Source organism: Lentzea sp. NPDC036949 (genome assembly GCF_055608075.1).
The window spans coordinates 24,470-43,436 of record NZ_JBVJRA010000013.1 but is presented as its reverse complement, the minus strand read 5'-3'; the positions used below and the strand labels follow the sequence as shown (position 1 = coordinate 43,436).

Below are 18,967 nucleotides of genomic sequence, written 5' to 3'. Positions count from 1 at the left end.
GGAACGAGCAGGACACCGGCACACAAACAAGCGCCGCTAGCTCAGTTGGTTAGAGCAGCTGACTCTTAATCAGCGGGTCCGGGGTTCGAGTCCCTGGCGGCGTACACCGGAGAAGCAGGTCGAGATTCGTCTCGACCTGCTTCTCCTTTTGTGCGGGTTCGTCGCAGACCACCACCGGCTCGACCTCGGCCCACGGCTACTGCTGGTTCCCGACGTTCCTGGTCGCTTCCAGGCGGGCTCGGACGACCTGGACGTAGTCGGCCGGGGTCTTCGCGTTCCGGCACAGCACGACGGCCTTGCAGTCGTCGTCGAACGCGATGACCGCGCCCGGCCCGGGGTTGTCTTCGAGGGTGCAGCCGCCGAGGCCGAAGTCTTTGTGGGGCTGGGCAGCCGCGGCGGCGACGGCAGCCCAGCGGCGCGCGTGCAGGGCGCTCCGGCGAGAAGGGGACTCCGGCGAGGAGAGCAGGAAGAGCCGCGTGTACGCGCCCGCCTTCCTGATGACCGCCAGCTCGTAGCTCAGCTGCCGGTACGGGTGCGGGAACGTGATGACGCAGCGGGAGTGCTCCACCAGCCACGCGAACTGCTCGCGCCACTCCTTGTCGGCCGTGTAGGCCGCCGTTCCCCCGTGCAGGGGCAGGCGGTCGTGCAGGTTCTCCATGTGCTGCCAGCGTCCCAGCAGCTCGCTGGCGGTGGGCTCCAGGAACTCGGCGAACGACGCCCTGCCGCGGCGGAACCGGTTGGGCTTGTACGTGATGCCGAGCCCGGTGTTCACCCCGTGGTCAGCGGAGGTGTGCGCGAACAGGTCGAGCTCGCGGCGGAACCCGCGGATGTAGACCACCGCGCCGGCCTGGAGGACCACGTCCCTCTCCGCCTCTGCCTTGTCCTTGCGCAGCGCCGCGTCGAGGAAGAGGCTCGCCAGGACGATGAACGGCACGACGAAGACGTGCGGACCACCGGTCAGGTGGATGACGGCGAGTCCCACCGGGACGGCCAGGGTGAGCGCCTTGCCGATCGAGAGGAACGGCATCCAGTGGCTCCTGCTCCCCACCTTCCTGGTGCGGCTCGGCCTGGTCGTCAGGACCAGGAGCGGCACGGCCAGCACGCCACCGCCCAGGATCGTGAGCAGGACGGTGCTGCGGACCGGGACGTCGTCGAGCGCCACGACCACGTCGAACACCACGCCCGACAGCCAGGCGCCGGCGAGGGCGACCCCCGTGGCGACGTGTCCCAGCCGTCGGCGCAGGTCCCGTTGCGAACCGACCTCCTCGCGGGAACCGGACCAGTACAGCGCCGCGGCGGCCACCACCGGCAGCAGGACCATGACCACCAGGTCAGGGCGGAGACGAGCTCGCCGTCCGACGCCTCAGCGGACAGGAACAGCATGTTCACCGCGAAGCCTCCAGCGCCAGTGCGGCCCGTTCCCGCGAGCGGGCCAGGTGGACGGTGCTCCCCAGCTCCTCGTTGAGCTCGACGGCCCGCCGGTGGCAGACGAACGCGAACCGGTGTCGTCCCGCCGAGGACAGCGCGACGCCCATCGCGTCGAGCGCCTGCGCCTGGCCGTAGCGGTCGCCGAGCCGCCGGAAGAGCCGCACCGCCTTGGCGTGCAGCACGACCCCGCTGTCCAGCGACCCCTGCGCGGTGCGGACCCGGCCGAGGAGGTTGACCGTGCTCGCCTGTCCCGCCAGGTCGGCGCGGGCGGTGTAGATCCGCAGCGCGGCGGTGGCGTCGTCGCACGCCTCCTCCGGCCTGCCCGCGTACAGGTGGCTCCCGGCCCTGCCGTTGAGGCAGTTGGCCTCGCCGTGGGTGTCGCCGCAGCGGCGGTAGTTCTCCAGCGCGGCCGAGTAGCACTCCGCCGACTTCGCCGGTTCACCGAGCTCGGCGTACGCCCTGGCCAGCGACCGCAGGACGCGGTTCTCGGCGGCCACGTCGGCCAGCACCCGCGGCCTGGAGCGCGGTGGTGTGGCAGTCGGCCCAGTCCTGCCACCGGCCGTGCAGGTGCAGGAAGTCGGTGAGCGCCCACGGGATCATCCACGCATGGGCGAACGCCCCCTGGTCGAACGCGATGCGGGCGGCGGCGAGCAGGGCCGTGATCTCGGCCGCGAACCAGTCGACCGCCTCGGTGTAGCCCTCCACCGCGGGGAGGACCATCCCCTCGGGCGGGGCGGGCGTGTCGATCGGCCGCCGGTGCGAGTTCAGCACGCGGTCGGCGCGGAGGGCGGTGTGCAGGGCGTGGTCGAGGAAGCCGGTGATCGCCGCGCGGCGCACCTCGTCCGGGTCGACGGCCGCGCACCGTTCCCGTGCGAACACCCGGAGCAGGTCGTGGAAGCGGTACCGGCCGGCGTCGGCGAGCAGCAGGTTGTGCGACGTGAGCTCGCGCAGGTGGCCGCCGGCCTCCCGCACGGTCAGCCCGCTCACCGCCGCCGCGCCCTCGACGCTGAAGGAGTCACCGGGCCACAGGCTCGTCAACCGCACCGTGCGGGCGGCCCCGTCCGACAGCAGGTCGTACGAGCTGGAGATGACCGCGCCCAGGTCGGCGGCGGGGATGTCCAGCCGCAGACCGTGCTCCCGCAGCTCCCCCGCGAAGCGCTCCAGGTCCATCCCGGGGTGCTGCACCGCGGAGGCCGCCGCGATCGACACGGCGAGCGGCAGGTCGGCGCACTCCTCGGCGAGCAGCGCGACCGCGGATCACCGGCCCGTTCGGCGCCGAGGTGGTTCTCGAACAGCTCCAGCGACTCGGCGCGCGTCAGCGTTCCCAGTCGCAGGACCTCCGCGCCGTACAACGCGTGCAGCGCGGCGGGGCTGCGGCGCGTGGTGACGACCACGAAACACCCGTCACCGGGCAACAGCGGTTGCACCTGACCGCTGTCCCGCGCGTTGTCGAGCACCAGCAACAAAGAGCGGTCGTGCACCAGATCGCGGAAAAGAGCCATTCGCTCGTCGCTGTCCGGCGGCACCTCGCCGGGAGGTACCCGCAGCGCGGACAACAACGCCAGTGTGGCCCGGTCCCGGCTGACGGCGGGCTGTCCGGGCGTGAACCCGTGCAGGTCGAGGTAGATCTGCCCGTCGGGGAACAACCGCTCGACGACGTCCCTCGCCCACCGCGTGACCAGGCACGTCTTGCCGACGCCGGGTGCTCCCTCGACCACGCAGACCCGGTTCCCCCGCCCGGCCGGGGTCTCCGCCAGCGCCGTCAGCGCCGCGAGCGCGTCCGACCTGCCGACGAAGTACCTGCTGGTAGCGGGCAGCTGGCGGGGGACGTGGCGGCGCTGCGCGGTGTCCGGGTGCACGTGGACGCCCCCGTGCACGGTGCCGGCCTGGACCACCGGCCCCCGTGCCCCCACCGCCTGGTTGCTGACCGCGCTCGACCCGTGGTCCACATTTCCCATCATCCACAGCAATGCGCAGAAATCCCGCGCGTCACTCCTGCGGACCAGTTCCGCTGATACGGCTGAGTTATCGCTCAGGCCATTTGCGGTGCTGACGCGGAAAGCAGTCCTCGTCGAACCGAATTCACCTCTGGACGGTCACACCGCGGATCGTCTTGAGGTCGCCGAAGAACGACGGGGTCGGCTGGACGCGGTAGTTGTCCACGACCAGCAGCTCCTTCGTCTTGTCGCGGCGCTGGACCTCCAGGTGCACGGCGACGTGGCCCTCGTGCGACTTGAGGGTCAGCTTCAGCTCCTCGACGATCTCCGGCGTGAGGTTCTTCGCCTGCAGGCCCAGCACGATCGGCGGGTCGGCGTCGGGGTTCAGCTCGGCGTCGCTGATGTCGAGCGGGATGACGCCGTCGCCGAAGATCGCCATCTTGTCCTCGCGCCAGTTGACGCGGCCCTTGACGCAGACGGCGGAGTCGAGCTCCAGGTCGTCCTTCAGCACCTCGTAGGACTTCGGGAAGAACAGCACCTCGATCGAGGCGTCCAGGTCCTCGATCACGGTGATGGCCCAGGGCTGGCCGTTCTTGTTCACCCGGCGCTCGATCGAGGAGATCATGCCGGAGACGATCAGCTCGCCGTCCTTGGGCGGGTCGTCCAGGATCACGGCGATGGGCCGCGGGGCGTGCTTGCGCAGGATGCGCTCGGCGCCGTCGAGCGGGTGCGAGGAGACGTAGAGGCCCAGCATCTCCTTCTCGTAGCTGAGCATCTGCTTGCGCGGGTACTCGTCCGCACCGATCTTGAGGTGCGCGAGCGGTGAGGTGCTGTCGTCCGGCTCGTCGGCGCTGTCGGAGCCGAAGAGGTCGAACTGGCCCTCCGCCTCCTTGCGCTTGATCGGCACCACGCCGTCGACCGCGTCCTCGTGGACCTGGAAGATGCCCAGGCGGGGGTGGCCGAACGAGTCGAACGCGCCGGCCTTCGTCAGCGACTCGATGACGCGCTTGTTGCAGACCACGAGCTCGGACTTGTCCATGAAGTCCGTGAACGACGTGTAGGCGCCCTTCTCGGCACGGGTCTTGATGATCGACTCGACGACGTTCGCGCCGACGTTGCGGATCGCGCCGAGGCCGAAGCGGATGTCGGTGCCGACCGCGCTGAACCGCAGCGCCGACTCGTTGACGTCCGGCGGGAGGACCTTGATGCCCAGGCGGCGGCACTCGGCGAGGTAGACCGCCGACTTGTCCTTGTTGTCGCCGACCGAGGTGAGCAGGGCGGCCATGTACTCGGCCTGGAAGTTCGCCTTCAGGTAGGCGGTCCAGTAGGAGATCAGGCCGTACGCGGCGGCGTGCGACTTGTTGAACGCGTAGCCCGCGAACGGGAGGATCGTGTCCCAGAGCGCCTGGATGGCCTCGTCGGAGAAGCCGCGCGGGTCGGCCCGCATGCCCGCCTGGAAGCCCTCGAACTCCTTCGCGAGGACTTCGGCCTTCTTCTTGCCCATCGCCTTGCGGAGCACGTCCGCGCGGCCCATGGAGTAGCCGGCGACCTCCTGGGCGATGAACATGATCTGCTCTTGGTAGACGATCAGGCCGTGCGTCTCGCCGAGGATCTCCTTGAGCGGTTCCTCGAGCTGCGGGTGGATCGGCTTGACGTCCTGGCGGCCGTTCTTGCGGTCGGCGTAGTCGTTGTGGGCGTTCACGCCCATCGGGCCGGGCCGGTACAGCGCGCCGACGGCGACGATGTCCTCGAACGTCGTCGGCTGCATGCGCCGCAGCAGGTCGCGCATGGGGCCACCGTCGAGCTGGAACACGCCGAGCGTGTCACCGCGGCCGAGCAGCGCGTAGGTCTCCGGGTCGTCCAGCGACAGGTTGTCGAAGTCCGGGACGGCGGCCTCACCGCGGTTGGCCTTGATGTTGTCGATCGCGTCACCCATCACGGTGAGGTTGCGCAGACCGAGGAAGTCCATCTTGAGCAGGCCGATGTTCTCGCACGACGGGTAGTCCCAGCCGGTGATGAACGAGCCGTCGGGGCGGTACCAGAGCGGGATGGACTCGGTGAGCGGGTCCTTCGACATGATGACCGCGCACGCGTGCACACCGGCGTTGCGGATCAGGCCCTCGAGGCCGAGCGCGGTGTCGAAGATCTCCTTCACCTGCACGTCGGTCTCGAGCAGCGACCGCACCTCGGCCGCCTCGCCGTAGCGCGGGTGGCTCTTGTCGACGATGCCCTTGAGCGGGATGTCCTTCGCCATGATCGGCGGCGGCAGCGCCTTGGAGATCTTGTCGGCGATCGCGAAGCCCGGCTGGCCGTGGTGCACGCGCGCCGAGTCCTTCAGCGCGGCTTTGGTTTTGATGGTGCCGAACGTGATGACCTGCGCCACCTTGTCCGCGCCGTACTTCTCGCTCGCGTAGCGGATCATCTCGCCGCGCCGGCGGTCGTCGAAGTCGATGTCGATGTCGGGCATGGCGGTGCGCTCGGGGTTCAGGAACCGCTCGAACAGCAGACCGTGCGGGATCGGGTCGATGTTCGTGATGCCCATCGCCCACGACACGGCGGCACCCGCGGCGGAGCCACGGCCGGGACCCACCCGGATGCCGACGCTGCGGGCGTAGCTGATCAGGTCGGCGACGATGAGGAAGTACGCCGGGAAGCCCTTGTCGATGATGACCTGGGCCTCGTAGTCGCAGCGCTTGATGTACTCCTCGGGGACCGGCTGCCCCTTGAACCGCCACTCCAGGCCGCGCTGGATCTCCTTGCGGAACCAGGACGCCTGGTCCTCGCCCTCGGGGACCTCGAAGTTCGGGATGCGGTCGCGCGGGGTCCACACGTCCTCGTACGACTCGATCATCTCGGCCACGAGCAGCGTGTTGTCGCACGCCTCCGGCAGGTCCTTGAAGACCTCGCGCATCTCGGCGGCCGACTTCAGGTAGTAACCGTCACCGTCGAACTTGAACCGGTTCGGGTCGGTCAGCATCTTGCCGGACTGCACGCAGAGCAACGCGGAGTGCGTGTCCGCCTGCTCCTTGGTGACGTAGTGGCTGTCGTTCGTCGCCAGCGGCGGGATGCCGAGCTTCTTGCTGATCGCGAGCAGGTCCTCGCGGACCCGCGTCTCGATGCTGAGACCGTGGTCCATCAGCTCCAGGAAGAAGTTCTCCTTGCCGAAGATGTCCTGGTAGTCGCCTGCGGCCTGGTAGGCCTCCTCGACCTGGCCGAGCCGCAGCCGGGTCTGCACCTCGCCGGACGGGCACCCGGTCGTGGCGATGATGCCCTCGGAGTGCTCGGCGACCAGGCCGCGGTCCATGCGCGGCTTGTAGTAGTAGCCGGTCTTGCTGGCCTCGGTGTGCAGCCGGAACAGGTTGCGCAGGCCGGTGGCGTTCTTCGCCCACATCGTCATGTGGGTGTAGGCGCCCGCACCGGAGATGTCGTCACCGCGCTGGGACGGGTCGCCCCAGAACACGGGCTTGTTGTGCAGCCGGTTGTGCGGTGCGAGGTAGGCCTCGATGCCGATGATCGGCTTGATGCCGGTCTTCGTCGCCGTCTGGTAGAACTCGTCGGCCCCGTACATGTTGCCGTGGTCGCTCATGCCCACCGCGGACATGCCCAGCCGCTCGGCTTCCTCGAACAGCGGGGCCACCTTGGCCGCACCGTCGAGCATCGAGTACTCGGTGTGCACGTGCAGGTGGACGAACGACTGCCCAGACAAGGCGGAGACCTCCCAGCATCGTGGTCGACTGTGCCGGACCCGGCACGGACCAGACGCACACACTAGCCAAGCCCGGTCCGCCGCGGCCGCCCGACCGCACAGCGTCGATGATGCCCCCGAACCTACCCGGACGGGTCGCGCGACGCGCCGTGCGGTGGGCTCGCGGAGGCCGGCCCGCGGGTCGGCGGGCGGGACGCCGCAGTGGCTGCTCAGGCGTGTGCACATCATCACACCGGGTGACATCCAGCCGTGGTGGGCGAGCTCGAACTCGCCGGTGCGCGGTGCGGGCGGCCTTTGCGCATCCGTCACCGGTTGTGCGTTGACTTGCCGCCGAAGCACGTCAAACTGCACGAATGGTGCTTCGGCAGGCGAGCGACTTCGCCCAGCTGTCCGCGTTGATCAAGCAGGCCGGCCTGCTGCGGCGACGGCGCGGCTCTTACTACGTCCGCATCGGCGCGAACCTGCTGGTGTACGCCTCGCTGTGGGTGGTGTTCGCGGTGCTGGGCGACAGCTGGTGGCAGCTCGCGGTGGCGGTCGCGCTGGCGGTCATGACCACGCAGCTGGCGTTCATCGGCCACGACGCCGGCCACAAGCAGATCTTCGCGTCCCGGCACTGGAACGAGGTCACCGGCTACTTCCACAGTGGACTGGTGGGCGTCAGCTACGACTGGTGGGTGGGCAAGCACAGCCGCCACCACGCCAACCCCAACCACGAGGACGAGGACCCGGACGTCGACATCTCGGTGCTGGCGTTCACCCAGCGGCAGAGCGCGGCCAAGCGCGGGCCGCTGCGCTGGATCGCCGCCCGCCAGGCCTTCCTGTTCTTCCCGCTGCTGCTGCTCGAAGGCTTTGCGCTGCACTGGCACTCGATCAGGTACTCCGGCCGGGAGCGGTACGTGATGATCGCGAACGTCGTCGTGTACCTCGGCGTCGTCTTCTGGGTGCTGTCCCCCGTGTACGCCATCGCGTTCGTGCTGGTGCACCAGGGGGTGTGGGGGCTCTACATGGGATGTTCGTTCGCCCCCAACCACAAGGGCATGCCGGTGCTCTCGGCCGGGCACTCGCTCGACTTCCTGCGCAAGCAGGTGCTGACCTCCCGCAACATCACCGGCGGCTGGTTCGTCGACCTCCTGCTCGGCGGGCTGAACTACCAGATCGAGCACCACCTGTTCCCCAGCATGCCCCGGCCTGCGCTGCGGCACGCCCAGGTGATCGTGCGGGAGTTCTGCGAGCAGCACGGCATCTCCTACGCCCAGTGCGGGCTGTTCCGCTCGTACGGGTACGTGCTGGAGCACCTGCACGAGGCGGCCGCACCGCTGCGGGTCAAACCCGCGGTCTGATTCCCGCCAGACCCGCGGCTGCCGTTCGACCAGGCTTTGCCCCATGGGATCACTTGAAGGCAAAGCAGCACTGGTCACCGGTGGCAGCCGCGGGATCGGGGCCGCAGTCGCCGCCAGGCTCGCCGCGCTGGGTGCGCGGGTGGCGGTGACGTACCAGAACACCAAGCCGGACAACGGGTTCGCGATCAGGGCGGACAGCGCCGACCCGGACGCGGTGGTCGCGGCGGTCGACTCGGCCGCGGCGGAGTTCGGCCGGCTCGACGTGCTGGTGAACAACGCGGGCACGTTCCAGGTGGGGCCGCTGGACGAGATCGGCCGTGCCGAGTTCGACCACACCATGGCCGTGAACGTCCGTGCGCCCTACCTCGCGGCACGGGCGGCGGCACGGCACATGCGCGACGGCGGCCGGATCATCAGCATCGGCAGCAACGTCGCGGTGTACGCGCCGTTCCCCGGTTTCGCGTTGTACTCGGCGAGCAAGACGGCGCTCATCGGGATGACGAAGGGCTTGGCCCGCGAACTGGGACCGCGGGGCATCACCGCGAACATCGTGAACCCCGGTCCGACCGACACGGACATGAACCCGGCGGACGGGCCGATGGCGGAGACGATCCGCGGGCTGACCGCGCTGGGGCGCTACGGGCAGGCTGCGGAGATCGCCGAGGTGGTGGTGGCGCTCGCGGGGGACGCCGGTGCGTACGTCACCGGTGCCTCCGTCAACGCCGACGGCGGGTTCACCGCCTGACCGCTACTGCCCCCAGGTGACCGGCAGGGCGTGCACGCCGTAGATGTTCATGTCGGTCCTGAGCCTCACCTCGTCAGCGGGCACGGCCAGCCGCAGCGTCGGGAACCGGCGCAGCAACCCCTCGAAGCCGGCGCGCATCTCGATGCGGGCCAGCTGCTGGCCGAGGCACTGGTGGATGCCGTGCCCGAACGCCAGGTGGCCGCGTGCGTTGCGGTGCACGTCCAGCTCGTCGGCGCCGGTGAACCTCGCGGGGTCGTGGTTGCCCGCCAGCAGTGACAGGACGACCGTCGACCCCCGCGGGATCGTCTCGCCGAAGAACTCGACGTCCTCCGCTGCGTAGCGGAAGAACACGTCGGCGACCGCGAGGTAGCGCAGCAGCTCCTCGACGGCGCCGGGGACCAGCTCGGGGTCCGCCCGCAGCGCCGCGAGCTGGTCGGGGTGCTCCAGCAGCGCGAACGTGCCCAGCGCCAGCATGTTCGCCGTCGTCTCGTGCCCGGCGAGCAGCAGCAGGAAGGACATGCCGACCAGTTCCGGGACGCTCAGGTCCTCGTCGCGGGCGAGGTCGGACAGCAGGTCGTCGGCGGGGTCGGCGCGCTTGGCGGTGACGAGGCCGGCCAGGTAGGTGGCGATGGCCGTGTAGGCGGCCATCTTGTCCTCCAGGGTGATGTCCCGCTCCATCATCCTGGAGGAGTTCACCTGGAAGGTCTCCCGGTCGGCGTACGGGACGCCGAGCAGCTCGCAGATCACCAGCGACGGCACCGGAAGCGCGAACTCGGCGACCAGGTCGACCGGCGGGGTGAGCTGTGCCAGCGCGTCGAGCTGCCGTTCGGTGATCGCGATGATGCCCTCTTCGAGCGCCTTCATCCGCCGGACGGTGAACGCGCCGGTGAGCTTGCGCCGCAGCCGGGTGTGGTCCGGCGGGTCCATGCTCAGGAACAGGCCGGGCTCCTGCGGGGACGGCTCGGTCTGCTCCGGCCAGCCCGGCGTCGGGTACGGCACGTGCAGGACCCCGAGGTCCTGCCGGGAGCTGAACCGGGTGTCCGCCAGCGCCTGCCGGACGGCCTCGTAGCCGGTGACCAGCCACCCCTCGTGGCCGTCGGGGAAGAGCATCGGACTGACCGGGCGCTCCGACCGCACGGCGGTGATGGCGCTGGGCGGGACGAACGGGCCGGCGTCGCGGTCCATCGGTAAGCCTTGCAACATGGTTCAGTCTCCTTCTCAGCGGGTGGACTCGCGGTTGAACAGCTTCTTGGACCACAGGTAGCCGCCGAACCCGATGACGACGCACCAGCCCAGCGCGATCCAGCCGCTGTGGCCGATCGGCGTGCCCGTGAGCAGGCCGCGCAGCGCGTCGATGAACGGGGTGAACGGCTGGTACTCGGCGAACCAGCGCAGCACCGCCGGCATCGAGTCGGTGGGCACGAACCCGTTGCCGAAGAACGGCAGCAGGATCAGCGGCAGGCCGATGTTGCTCGACGACTCGACGGACCTGCTGGCGAGGCCCAGCGCGGCGGAGAGCCAGATGAGCGCGAACGACATGCCCACCAGCAGGCCGATGACGGCCAGCCACTCGACCGGGCCCGCCTGCGGCCGGAACCCGATGGCCACGGCGACGCCGAAGACGAACGCCATGGCGAGCATGGTCTGCACGAGGCTGCCGACGACGTGTCCGGTGAGGACGGACACCCGTGCGATCCGCATGGTGCGGAACCGGTCGACGATGCCCTCGGTCATGTCCATCGCGATGGAGATCGACGTGCCCTGCACCGCCGCGGTGATCGCCATCAGGACGATCGTCGGGGTGACGTAGCTCAGGTACTCGGCGCGGCCACCGGACGGCCCGCCGAGGCCGGCGCCGAGCGTGCCGCCGAAGACGTAGACGAACAGCAGCAGGAAGACGACCGGCATCAGCAGCAGCTGGAACGTCATCGACGGGTAGCGGACCATCCGCCGCAGGTTGCGGCGGACCATCGTCGCCGAGTCGGTCAGCACGTAGCTCATGGCTGGGCCACCTTTTCGGGATTGCCGGTGAGGGCGAGGAAGACGTCGTCGAGGTCGGGGGTGTGCGTGCTCAGCGAGCCGACCGGGACGGCGTTGTGGTCGAGCCGGTCGAGCAGCGCCTTGAGCGAGCTCACGCTGCCGTCGTTCGGCACGCGCACCGCGAGCGCGTCGCCGTCGCGGGTGGCGGTGCGGACGACCCGCAGGGCGGACTCCAGGTGGCGCGGGTCGGTGAACTGCAGCAGGACGTGACCACCGGGGATGCGCCGCTTGAGCTCGTCGGCGGTGCCCTCGGCGACGACCCGGCCGTTGTCGAGCACCGCGATCCGGTCGGCGAGCTCGTCGGCCTCCTCCAGGTACTGGGTGGTCAGGAAGATCGTGACGCCGGAGGCGACCAGCTCCCGCACGACCTGCCACATGGCGCGGCGGCTGCGGGGGTCGAGCCCGGTGGTCGGCTCGTCCAGGAAGATCACCTGCGGTGAGCCCACGAGCGTCATCGCGAGGTCGAGCCGGCGCCGCATGCCGCCGGAGTAGGTCGACGCCGACCGGTCCGCCGCGTCGACGAGGTCGAACTGCTCCAGCAGCCGGTCGGCCCTGCGCCTGCCCTCGGTCTTGCCGAGGTGGTGCAGGTCGGCCATCAGCTTCAGGTTCTCCCTGCCCGTCATCAGGTTGTCGACGGCGGAGAACTGGCCGGTGACGCCGATGGCGGCGCGCACGGCGTCCGGGTCGGCGGCAACGTCGTGTCCCGCAACGGAAGCACTGCCGCCGTCGGCGCGGATCAGCGTGGAGAGGATCTTGACCGTGGTGGTCTTGCCCGCGCCGTTCGCGCCGAGCAACGAGAAGACGGTGCCGCGCGGCACGGTCAGGTCGACGCCCTTGAGCACCTCGGTGTCGCCGTACGAGCGGCGCAGGCCGGTTGCCTTGATCGCGTTCATCGGGGTTGCTCCTCAGGCCCGGCGGATCGTGATGTCGCCGAACGACGTGCTGGCGTGGACCTCGACGGTCTGGGTGGAGTCGCCGGGGCCGTCGCTGCCGTCGAGGGTGTTGGTGACGCGGCCGAACCCGGTCTTGACGTCGAGCCACGCGGCGGTGCCCCTGGCGATGCCGAGCTCGATGCTGCCCATCGCGGTGCTGAGCGTGGCGGTGTCGCGGACGACCTCGCCGACGGTGACGGACCCCATGGCGGTCTTGGCGTCCAGCAGCGCGCCGACCCGTTCGGCGGTGATGTCGCCGTTGGCGGCGCGGGCCCGCAGCTCGCCGCCGACCGTGCCGATCTCGGTGTTGCCGTTGGAGTTCTTCACCGTCAGCGAGCCGGTGACGGCACCGACGCGGATGCTGCCGCTGCCGGACTTCACGTCGGCGTCGCCGTTCACGGCGCCGACGGTGACCTGACCGGCACCGGTGTCGACCTTCAGCTTGCCGGTGCGGTCGACGTGGACGTGGCCCGCGGACATGTCGGCGCCGGTCTCCCCGAGCACGCCGCTGGTGCGGATGCCGCCCGCGGTCACGTCGAGGTCGGCCTTCGAACCGGTCGGCAGCTCGATGACCACGTCGACGCTCCTGGTCTTCTTGGAGAAGTCGAACGTGCGCTTCTGGCCGCGGACGGTCAGCGTGCCGTCGGCGAAGTCGACGCGGGTCTTCTGCGCGGCCTCGACGTCGGAGGTGTCGCGCGGGTCGGACGGCCGGATCTCGACCGAGGTCGTCGTGCGGTCGCTCGCCCTGACCTCGACGTGGCCCGCGTAGATGTCGAGCAGCACCGAAATCGGTTCTGGCGTGTCGTAAGAAGGCATGGCTGTCCCCTCAGAAGGTGTCGGAAAACCGTCTCCGCAGGTCAGAGACGTGAGGTGAAGAGCGGCAGGGAGCTAGCGGACCCAGCCGGTGAACCGCTGTGACTGGGCGACGCCGCCCAGCCAGGAGTCGGTGCCGGTGTCGCGCTTGGGAGCCAGCTGGGCCGTCGCGGCGCGGACCAGCCACGCGTTGACCGACCGGCCCTCCTTCGCCGCTGCCTCGTCGATCGCGGCCTTGAGCTGCTCGGGCAGGCGGACGTTGATGCGCACGGTGGCGCCGTCCTCGTAACCGGAGGCGTCCTCGGCCGGTGCCGGGGCGGGCTCCGGCGCGACCTCGGCCGGCTGCGGCTCCGGTGCGCGGCGGGTCACGACGAACCGGGGGTCACGGCCCCGCAGCAGCACCTGCACCGAGTCCGGTGCCAGGTCCGCGGTGATCTCGTCGGCGGCGGCGGAGAGCGCTTCGAGCAGCGCCAGCCGGATCGCCGACTCCATCGACACGGTCAACCGCTCGACCAGCGCGCTGTCCTCGCCGCTGCCCATCTCGGCGGCGGTGAGGAGCTCGCGGCCGAGGGAAGCCACATACGGGGTCAGATCCATGGCACCACTATGGCACACGGTGGCACCACCCACAAGCACCTTTGGCTCAATTTGGCATCACCGTGGCTCAAAATCCGGCCTCAGGAAGGATAGTCGCAGCTCACAGCAGTGAAGCAGGATGGCTCACGCGGTGCCACAGCGACTCGGAAGTGGCCTTCGGACCGCAGCACGACCGAGCCGGGTGGCACCCGGCGGCTCAGGCTGGCTCAGCGTGGCTCAGGGCATCAGCAGGCGGTGGCTCATCCACGTGAGCCCCTCCGCGATCTGCTCCCTGCTCACGCCGCGGCGGCGCTGCTCCTGGTAGACCTCCGGCGCCAGCGGGGCCAGCAGCACCTCGATCAGCCCGTTCGGCTCCGTGACGCCGGCCTCGACCAGCAGCGACCGCACGTGCACCCGCCAGAACCCGTAGGCGCCCGTGCCGAACCGGGCGGACCCGACCTCCGCGCCCAGCACGAGGTGCAGGTGCCGGTCCAGCAACGAGGTCATCGCGCCGTAGAACGCCGCCAGCCGGTCCGACGGCGTCGCGCCGGGACCGAGCGGCGGCTCGCCGCGCAGCAACTGCTCCTGCAGTTGCCGTTCGTGCTCGTCCAGCAGTGCCGCGGCGATCGACGCCGGGTCCGGGTACCGGCGGTACAGCGTCGCCCTGCCGACACCGGCGGCGCGGGCGATGTCCTCCATCGTGACCTGACGCGCGTCCTTGGCCGCGAACACCTGTTCCGCGGCCGCGAGCACGCGCGCACGGTTGCGCGCGGCGTCGACGCGCTCCTTGACCTCCGGCTGCCCGGTCGTCACCGCGAGCAGGGCCTCACCCTGTCCGCCCCTGATGGCCATGGCCGAATCCTACGCGCACCGCAAGGAAGTGGACAGCGCGTCCACTTGCCCCTTAGGCTGACGCGGTCATATGGACACGCTGTCCACTTATTCAGGTCGGGGGTAGTCCCGTGTACTTCGCACTCTTGGCGGCGGCGCTGCTGGTCGGATGTCTGCTCGCCGTGCAGGCGTCGGTGAACCTTCAGCTGAACAAGGCGGTCGGCACGCCGTACGGCGCCTCGACGCTGCAGCTCAGCGTGGCCACCGCACTGCTCGCGATCCTCGCGGTCGCGGTCGGCACGATCGGCGCGGTCTCCCTCGTGCCCGACGTCGAGCCGTGGCACCTGCTCGGTGGCCTCGCAAGCCCGCTCTACATCACCAGCGGCATCCTGCTGTTCCCGCGCCTGGGCGCGCTGGCGGCCGTCGGCCTCTTCGTCACCGGCCAGATGTTCGCCTCGCTCGCGCTGGACCTGTTCGGGCTGTTCGGCGTGCCGAGGCAGCCGCTCACGATCGGCATCGCGGTGGGCGCCCTCGCCGTCCTGGCCGGCATCACCGTGATCATCCGCGGTCAGCTCAAGGCGCAGAAGGCAGCCGCACCCGCCAGCGCCGCGCCCGCACCGGCCACGCCCGCGGGCGGTGGCACCGCCGTCGCGACGAAGTCCGCGTCCGGCACGAGCGTGAAGCAGGCCGGCTGGATCGTGCTCGGCATCGTCGCCGGTGCCGTGCTGCCGATCCAGGGCGCGGTGAACGCCAAGCTGCGCGCCGACCTCAAGGCGCCGATCACCGTCGCGATGATCAGCTTCGTGGTGGCCACGCTCGCCATCACCATCGTGCTGCTCGTCATGCGCGCGCTCAACCGCACGCCCGCGCCGAAGCTGGCGCCGCTCAAGACGATGCCGTGGTGGGGCTGGCTCGGTGGCGCGTGCGCCGCCGCCTACGTCACCGCGACGTTCATGCTCATCCCGGAGATCGGCGCCGCCACCACGGTCGCGCTCACCGTCACCGGCCAGCAGCTGGCCTCCGCGCTGATCGACAGCCGCGGTCTGTTCCAGATGCCGCGCCGGCCCTTCACCGCGGTCCGCGTCACCGGCCTCGCGCTGCTGGTCGTCGGTTCCGCACTCGTCCAACTCACCTGACACCACGCACTTGGGGGGACCACCCGTGCCGCCGAACATGCGCAAGCCCTACCGCGCAGCTCCCGAGATCTTCACCCTCCCGTCGTACTTACCGATTCCCGGCGCGGGCCTGCTGCCCGTCAACGCGCACCTGGTCCGCGCACGGGAACCCGTCCTCGTCGACACCGGCATGGGCATCGACCGCAGCGACTTCCTGGAGTCGCTGTGGTCTTTGGTCGATCCGGTGGACCTGCGGTGGATCGTGCTCACCCACGACGACCGCGACCACGCGGGGAACCTCAAGGAAGTCCTCATGGCGGCACCGAACGCCATGCTGATCACCAACGGCCTCGCCGTCGCCCGCCTCGGCGAGGAGTGGGACGTGCCGCCGAACCGGGTGCGCCTCGTCAACCCCGGCCGGACGCTCGACCTGGGCGACCGCAAGATCACGCTGCTGCGCCCGCCGTCCTACGACTCCCCCTCCACGCTCGCCGTGTACGAGCACCAGGAGGAAGCGTTCTTCAGCGCGGACAGCTTCGGCACGATCATCCCGGACCTGGTCGACGACGCCACGGACGCCAAGGAGAGCGAGTACCTGGAGGGCATGGCGCTCTTCACGCGCGCCAACGCCCCGTGGACCGCCCTGGTCGACCAGGCCAAGTGGGACCGCAACCTCGACGACCTCGCCCGGCTGCGGCCGCGCCGGGTCCTCAGCTCGCACGGCCCGACCGCGACCGACCGCGTCGAGCGGCTCATCGAGACCGTCCGCGGCGTGCCCGCGATGGACCCGTGGCTGCCCGACGAGGACGTCGAGGTCGAGTCGGTGCTCGCCCAGTACGAAGCAGACCAGAGGAGTGCGCAGTGACCGTCACCAAGGCAGACCTCACGCCGGAGCAGGGCACCATCGTCGTGTTCTCCGACATCTGGTGCTCCTTCGCCCACATCGGCATCCACCGCCTGCACGCCACCCGCGAACGGCTCGGCCTGCAGGACCGCGTCCGGTTCGACCTGCGCGCGTTCCCGCTGGAGCTGCTGAACAACGCCTCCAGCCCGCGCTCGGGCACGGACAGCGAGGTCGGGCGGATGGCGGCGCAGGAGCCCGCCGCCGGCTGGCAGCTGTGGCAGGTGCAGGACTGGCTGTACCCGTCGACCGTCCTCCCGGCGCTGGAGGCGGTGCAGGCGGCCAAGCTGCAGGGCCTGCACGCCTCCGAGCAGCTCGACCTGAGGCTGCGCAAGGCTTTCTGGGCCGAGTCGCGCAACATCAGCAACCGCAAGGTGATCGTCGACTGCGCCCAGGACACCGGTGCGGTCGACGTGGCCGAGCTCGTCGAGGCACTCGACGACGGCCGGGCCCGCCGCACGCTGAGCGACCAGGCGGCCATCGCGGCCACGGACGTCGTGAACTGCAGCCCGCACCTGTTCCTGCCCGACGGCAGCGACCACGCCAACCCCGGCATCCAGGTGCGCTGGGAGGGCGGTTACGGCGTCGGCTGGCCCGTCGTGGAGGCCGACGACAGCGACGTCTACGAGGAAATCCTGAAGCGTTCGGCGGCCTGACCGCGGAACCCAGTCAAAACGGACACAGAAAAAACTTAACCATCCTCCGCTAAATAACAAGCAGAACACCAGAAACCGGCATGGCGCGCCCCTTCAGGGGCAGCGCCATTTCGGCGTTCCCGAAAAAGCAGCTCAGGAATCCCATAGGCAACTTTGCAGAAACATTGGCGTTACCTTTCCGTTACACAAATTCTCGAAGCGTTCGGATAGCTTTGCACCCATCGCGGCTGGGGAGTTCGCGAAACCACCCACAACAATTCCTCGGGGGAATTACTGTGAGTAACAACAATGCTGTGGAAGATTTCGTCGATCTCACACAGCACGAACTGCTCGCTCTTCGAACAAAGTTCAACCTCGCTGACGCGCACACCCACCAGTACCAGTCGCCGAGTCAGGACAAGATCGTTTCTCGACTTCCTGACCTGTGGTACGAGGCTGAGCGCGACCAGCAGGCCCACTTCGAGCAGAAGTTCATCGATGCTTTCTTCCGGCTGCACAAGCAGCCGACCGCGCTGGCAATGGGAAAGACCTGGCTGTCCTACTCGGCCAGCGTCTCCACGATGGTCGCGGCGATGTACATGAAGCAGCGCAACATGTCCGTCTCTTTGGTCGAACCGTGCTTCGACAACTTGGTCGATCTGCTGAAGTGCATGCGGGTGGACACCCGGCCGCTGGCCGAGACCGCGCTGCACGACGTCGGCTCGATCTACGAGAACCTGAAGGTCGTCGAGACCGACGCGATCTACCTGGTCGACCCCAACAACCCCACCGGGTTCACGCTGCTCAAGGACGGCCGCAGCGGTTTCGAGGAGGTCGTCCGCTTCTGCGTCGACCACGACAAGCTGCTCGTCATCGACTTCTGCTTCGCCTCGTTCGCGCTGTGCGACCAGGGCATGGACCGCTTCGACGTCTACCAGCTGCTGGAGGACTCGGGCGTCACGTACATGGCGATCGAGGACACCGGCAAGACCTGGCCGGTGCAGGACGCCAAGTGCGCGATGATCACGGTCAGCGAGAACATCCGCGAAGAGGTCTACAACATCCACACGGCGGTGCTGCTCAACGTCTCGCCGTTCGTGCTGAACGTCCTCACCCAGTACGTCGAGGACTCCATCGCCGACGACTTCGCGTCGGTGCGCGACGTCATCAGCGAGAACCGGGCCACCATCCGCGAGGCGCTCGAGGGCACGATCCTCGAGTACGTCCAGCCGGTCGTGGACACCAGCGTCGCGTGGTTCCGCATCGCGGACGAGAACCTGACGGCCACCGAGCTGCAGGCCTCCATGCTGGAGCACGAGGTCTACGTGCTGCCCGGCACGTTCTTCTACTGGAACGAGCCGGCCCGCGGCGAGCGGTTCGTCCGCATCGCGCTCGCCCGCCAGCCGGAGCACTTCGCCGGCGCCGCGCGCAAGATGCGGGAGGTGCTGCTGTCCGATGAGCGCTGAGGCGATGATCGACGCCTCGCTGTTCATGGGCATGCACAGCACCGACGACACGATCCGCCTCCGCTGCAAGAGCTTCTTCGCGCAGCGGATGGCGGGCCGGGTCTCGATGAGCCTCGAACACGTGGGGTTTTGCGACAACCTGGTGTGGAGCCACCCCAGAGCGGAGCAGGACGCGTACTACCCGTTCATGGACGTCCTCCACACGGACATGCGGATCGACCGCATCGGCTACGAGGAGACGGACCTCAAGTTCGCCCTCGACCGGGCCTGGCCGCCCGACCTGCCCTGGCACGAACGGCTGCTGCTCGCCATGGCGACCAGGCTCGGTGCCACCGTGCACACGGCCAGCAGCCGGCTCACCGCCCGCACCGACCTGCCCGCCGCGGTGGTGTCGGTGTGGAACACCGCAGAAGAGTCCACGGTGGACTTCCCGCAACCGCTGGAACGGCTCTACGAAGAGTCGCTGGCGTTGCGGGTTGCTCCGGAGAGGGTGTGAACGACG

17 protein-coding genes and 1 tRNA gene are annotated in these 18,967 nt (G+C 69.4%); 8 read left to right on the top strand and 10 right to left on the bottom strand.

The genetic code is table 11. The features are described 5' to 3' along the window. The first annotated feature begins 30 nt into the window (after nt 1-30). A tRNA-Lys gene (locus ACZ7CD_RS30930) sits at nt 31-104 on the top strand. Between the two features lie 92 nt (nt 105-196). On the opposite strand, the gene ACZ7CD_RS30925 is transcribed toward ACZ7CD_RS30930, so the two are convergent. The 4 genes from ACZ7CD_RS30925 to dnaE form a co-directional block, all read right to left on the bottom strand. Continuing rightward, a complete protein-coding gene (locus tag ACZ7CD_RS30925; protein WP_470380269.1) occupies nt 197-1,321 on the bottom strand; it encodes a hypothetical protein in 1,125 nt (374 codons plus the stop codon). 64 nt (nt 1,322-1,385) lie between these two features. After that, entirely contained in the window at nt 1,386-1,925 is a 540-nt protein-coding gene (locus ACZ7CD_RS30920; RefSeq protein WP_470375633.1) for a tetratricopeptide repeat protein, read from the bottom strand. A 537-nt stretch (nt 1,926-2,462) separates the two neighbouring features. After that, on the bottom strand, nt 2,463-3,377 hold the full coding sequence (locus ACZ7CD_RS30915; protein WP_470380268.1) for an AAA family ATPase: 915 nt from the start codon (nt 3,375-3,377) through the stop codon (nt 2,463-2,465). Nucleotides 3,378-3,510: 133 nt separating this feature from the next. Next, nucleotides 3,511-7,071: a DNA polymerase III subunit alpha gene (gene dnaE, locus ACZ7CD_RS30910; protein ID WP_470380267.1), complete on the bottom strand. Its 3,561-nt coding sequence runs from the start codon at nt 7,069-7,071 to the stop codon at nt 3,511-3,513. A gap of 353 nt (nt 7,072-7,424) precedes the next feature. On the opposite strand from dnaE, the gene ACZ7CD_RS30905 reads away from it, so the two are divergent. Then, nucleotides 7,425-8,411 (top strand): fatty acid desaturase family protein, encoded by a 987-nt coding sequence (locus tag ACZ7CD_RS30905; RefSeq protein WP_470380266.1) that lies wholly within the window; start codon nt 7,425-7,427, stop codon nt 8,409-8,411. Nucleotides 8,412-8,454: 43 nt separating this feature from the next. Continuing rightward, the gene (locus ACZ7CD_RS30900) at nt 8,455-9,156 is read left to right on the top strand and encodes an SDR family NAD(P)-dependent oxidoreductase (RefSeq protein WP_360400776.1); all 702 of its coding nucleotides are present in this window, start codon (nt 8,455-8,457) and stop codon (nt 9,154-9,156) included. A gap of 3 nt (nt 9,157-9,159) precedes the next feature. Here the strand turns inward: ACZ7CD_RS30900 and ACZ7CD_RS30895 are convergent, their stop codons facing one another. The 6 genes from ACZ7CD_RS30895 to ACZ7CD_RS30870 form a co-directional block, all read right to left on the bottom strand. Then, nucleotides 9,160-10,359, bottom strand: a complete 1,200-nt coding sequence (locus tag ACZ7CD_RS30895; protein ID WP_360400773.1) for a cytochrome P450 — start codon at nt 10,357-10,359, stop codon at nt 9,160-9,162. A gap of 15 nt (nt 10,360-10,374) precedes the next feature. Next, nucleotides 10,375-11,157 carry an ABC transporter permease gene (locus ACZ7CD_RS30890; RefSeq protein WP_470380265.1) on the bottom strand — a complete coding sequence of 261 codons (783 nt, stop codon included), beginning with the start codon at nt 11,155-11,157 and terminating at the stop codon, nt 10,375-10,377. Continuing rightward, a complete protein-coding gene (locus tag ACZ7CD_RS30885) occupies nt 11,154-12,089 on the bottom strand; it encodes an ATP-binding cassette domain-containing protein (protein WP_360400762.1) in 936 nt (311 codons plus the stop codon). Before ACZ7CD_RS30885 ends, ACZ7CD_RS30890 begins: the two co-directional genes overlap by 4 nt. A 12-nt stretch (nt 12,090-12,101) precedes the next feature. After that, nucleotides 12,102-12,944 carry a DUF4097 family beta strand repeat-containing protein gene (locus tag ACZ7CD_RS30880; protein WP_470380264.1) on the bottom strand — a complete coding sequence of 281 codons (843 nt, stop codon included), beginning with the start codon at nt 12,942-12,944 and terminating at the stop codon, nt 12,102-12,104. A 72-nt stretch (nt 12,945-13,016) separates the two neighbouring features. Further along, nucleotides 13,017-13,538 carry a YlcI/YnfO family protein gene (locus tag ACZ7CD_RS30875; RefSeq protein WP_458434059.1) on the bottom strand — a complete coding sequence of 174 codons (522 nt, stop codon included), beginning with the start codon at nt 13,536-13,538 and terminating at the stop codon, nt 13,017-13,019. A gap of 216 nt (nt 13,539-13,754) precedes the next feature. Next, nucleotides 13,755-14,369: a TetR/AcrR family transcriptional regulator gene (locus ACZ7CD_RS30870; protein ID WP_360400753.1), complete on the bottom strand. Its 615-nt coding sequence runs from the start codon at nt 14,367-14,369 to the stop codon at nt 13,755-13,757. Between the two features lie 110 nt (nt 14,370-14,479). Between ACZ7CD_RS30870 and ACZ7CD_RS30865 the strand changes: the two genes are divergently transcribed. The 5 genes from ACZ7CD_RS30865 to ACZ7CD_RS30845 all read left to right on the top strand — a co-directional run bounded on the left by ACZ7CD_RS30865 (nt 14,480) and on the right by ACZ7CD_RS30845 (nt 18,961). Continuing rightward, the gene (locus ACZ7CD_RS30865; protein ID WP_458434061.1) at nt 14,480-15,484 is read left to right on the top strand and encodes a DMT family transporter; all 1,005 of its coding nucleotides are present in this window, start codon (nt 14,480-14,482) and stop codon (nt 15,482-15,484) included. A 25-nt stretch (nt 15,485-15,509) separates the two neighbouring features. Beyond that, nucleotides 15,510-16,328, top strand: a complete 819-nt coding sequence (locus tag ACZ7CD_RS30860; protein WP_360400747.1) for an MBL fold metallo-hydrolase — start codon at nt 15,510-15,512, stop codon at nt 16,326-16,328. After that, nucleotides 16,325-17,020, top strand: a complete 696-nt coding sequence (locus tag ACZ7CD_RS30855; RefSeq protein ID WP_360400744.1) for a DsbA family oxidoreductase — start codon at nt 16,325-16,327, stop codon at nt 17,018-17,020. The genes ACZ7CD_RS30860 and ACZ7CD_RS30855 overlap by 4 nt, the downstream gene beginning before the upstream one ends. Nucleotides 17,021-17,313: 293 nt before the next feature. Then, nucleotides 17,314-18,465, top strand: coding sequence for an aminotransferase class I/II-fold pyridoxal phosphate-dependent enzyme (locus ACZ7CD_RS30850; protein ID WP_360400741.1), 1,152 nt, complete (start codon nt 17,314-17,316; stop codon nt 18,463-18,465). Beyond that, nucleotides 18,455-18,961: a DUF6190 family protein gene (locus ACZ7CD_RS30845; RefSeq protein WP_470380263.1), complete on the top strand. Its 507-nt coding sequence runs from the start codon at nt 18,455-18,457 to the stop codon at nt 18,959-18,961. Before ACZ7CD_RS30850 ends, ACZ7CD_RS30845 begins: the two co-directional genes overlap by 11 nt. Nucleotides 18,962-18,967: the final 6 nt, after the last annotated feature.

Coding starts and splice junctions, on each gene's coding strand:
- ACZ7CD_RS30890 (WP_470380265.1), bottom strand. CDS start 11,157: ATGAGCTACGTGCTGACCGACTCGGCGACGATGGTCCGCCGCAACCTG.
- ACZ7CD_RS30845 (WP_470380263.1), top strand. CDS start 18,455: ATGAGCGCTGAGGCGATGATCGACGCCTCGCTGTTCATGGGCATGCAC.
- ACZ7CD_RS30885 (WP_360400762.1), bottom strand. CDS start 12,089: ATGAACGCGATCAAGGCAACCGGCCTGCGCCGCTCGTACGGCGACACC.
- ACZ7CD_RS30925 (WP_470380269.1), bottom strand. CDS start 1,321: ATGGTCCTGCTGCCGGTGGTGGCCGCCGCGGCGCTGTACTGGTCCGGT.
- ACZ7CD_RS30875 (WP_458434059.1), bottom strand. CDS start 13,538: ATGGATCTGACCCCGTATGTGGCTTCCCTCGGCCGCGAGCTCCTCACC.
- ACZ7CD_RS30900 (WP_360400776.1), top strand. CDS start 8,455: ATGGGATCACTTGAAGGCAAAGCAGCACTGGTCACCGGTGGCAGCCGC.
- ACZ7CD_RS30870 (WP_360400753.1), bottom strand. CDS start 14,369: ATGGCCATCAGGGGCGGACAGGGTGAGGCCCTGCTCGCGGTGACGACC.
- ACZ7CD_RS30880 (WP_470380264.1), bottom strand. CDS start 12,944: ATGCCTTCTTACGACACGCCAGAACCGATTTCGGTGCTGCTCGACATC.
- ACZ7CD_RS30895 (WP_360400773.1), bottom strand. CDS start 10,359: ATGTTGCAAGGCTTACCGATGGACCGCGACGCCGGCCCGTTCGTCCCG.
- ACZ7CD_RS30905 (WP_470380266.1), top strand. CDS start 7,425: ATGGTGCTTCGGCAGGCGAGCGACTTCGCCCAGCTGTCCGCGTTGATC.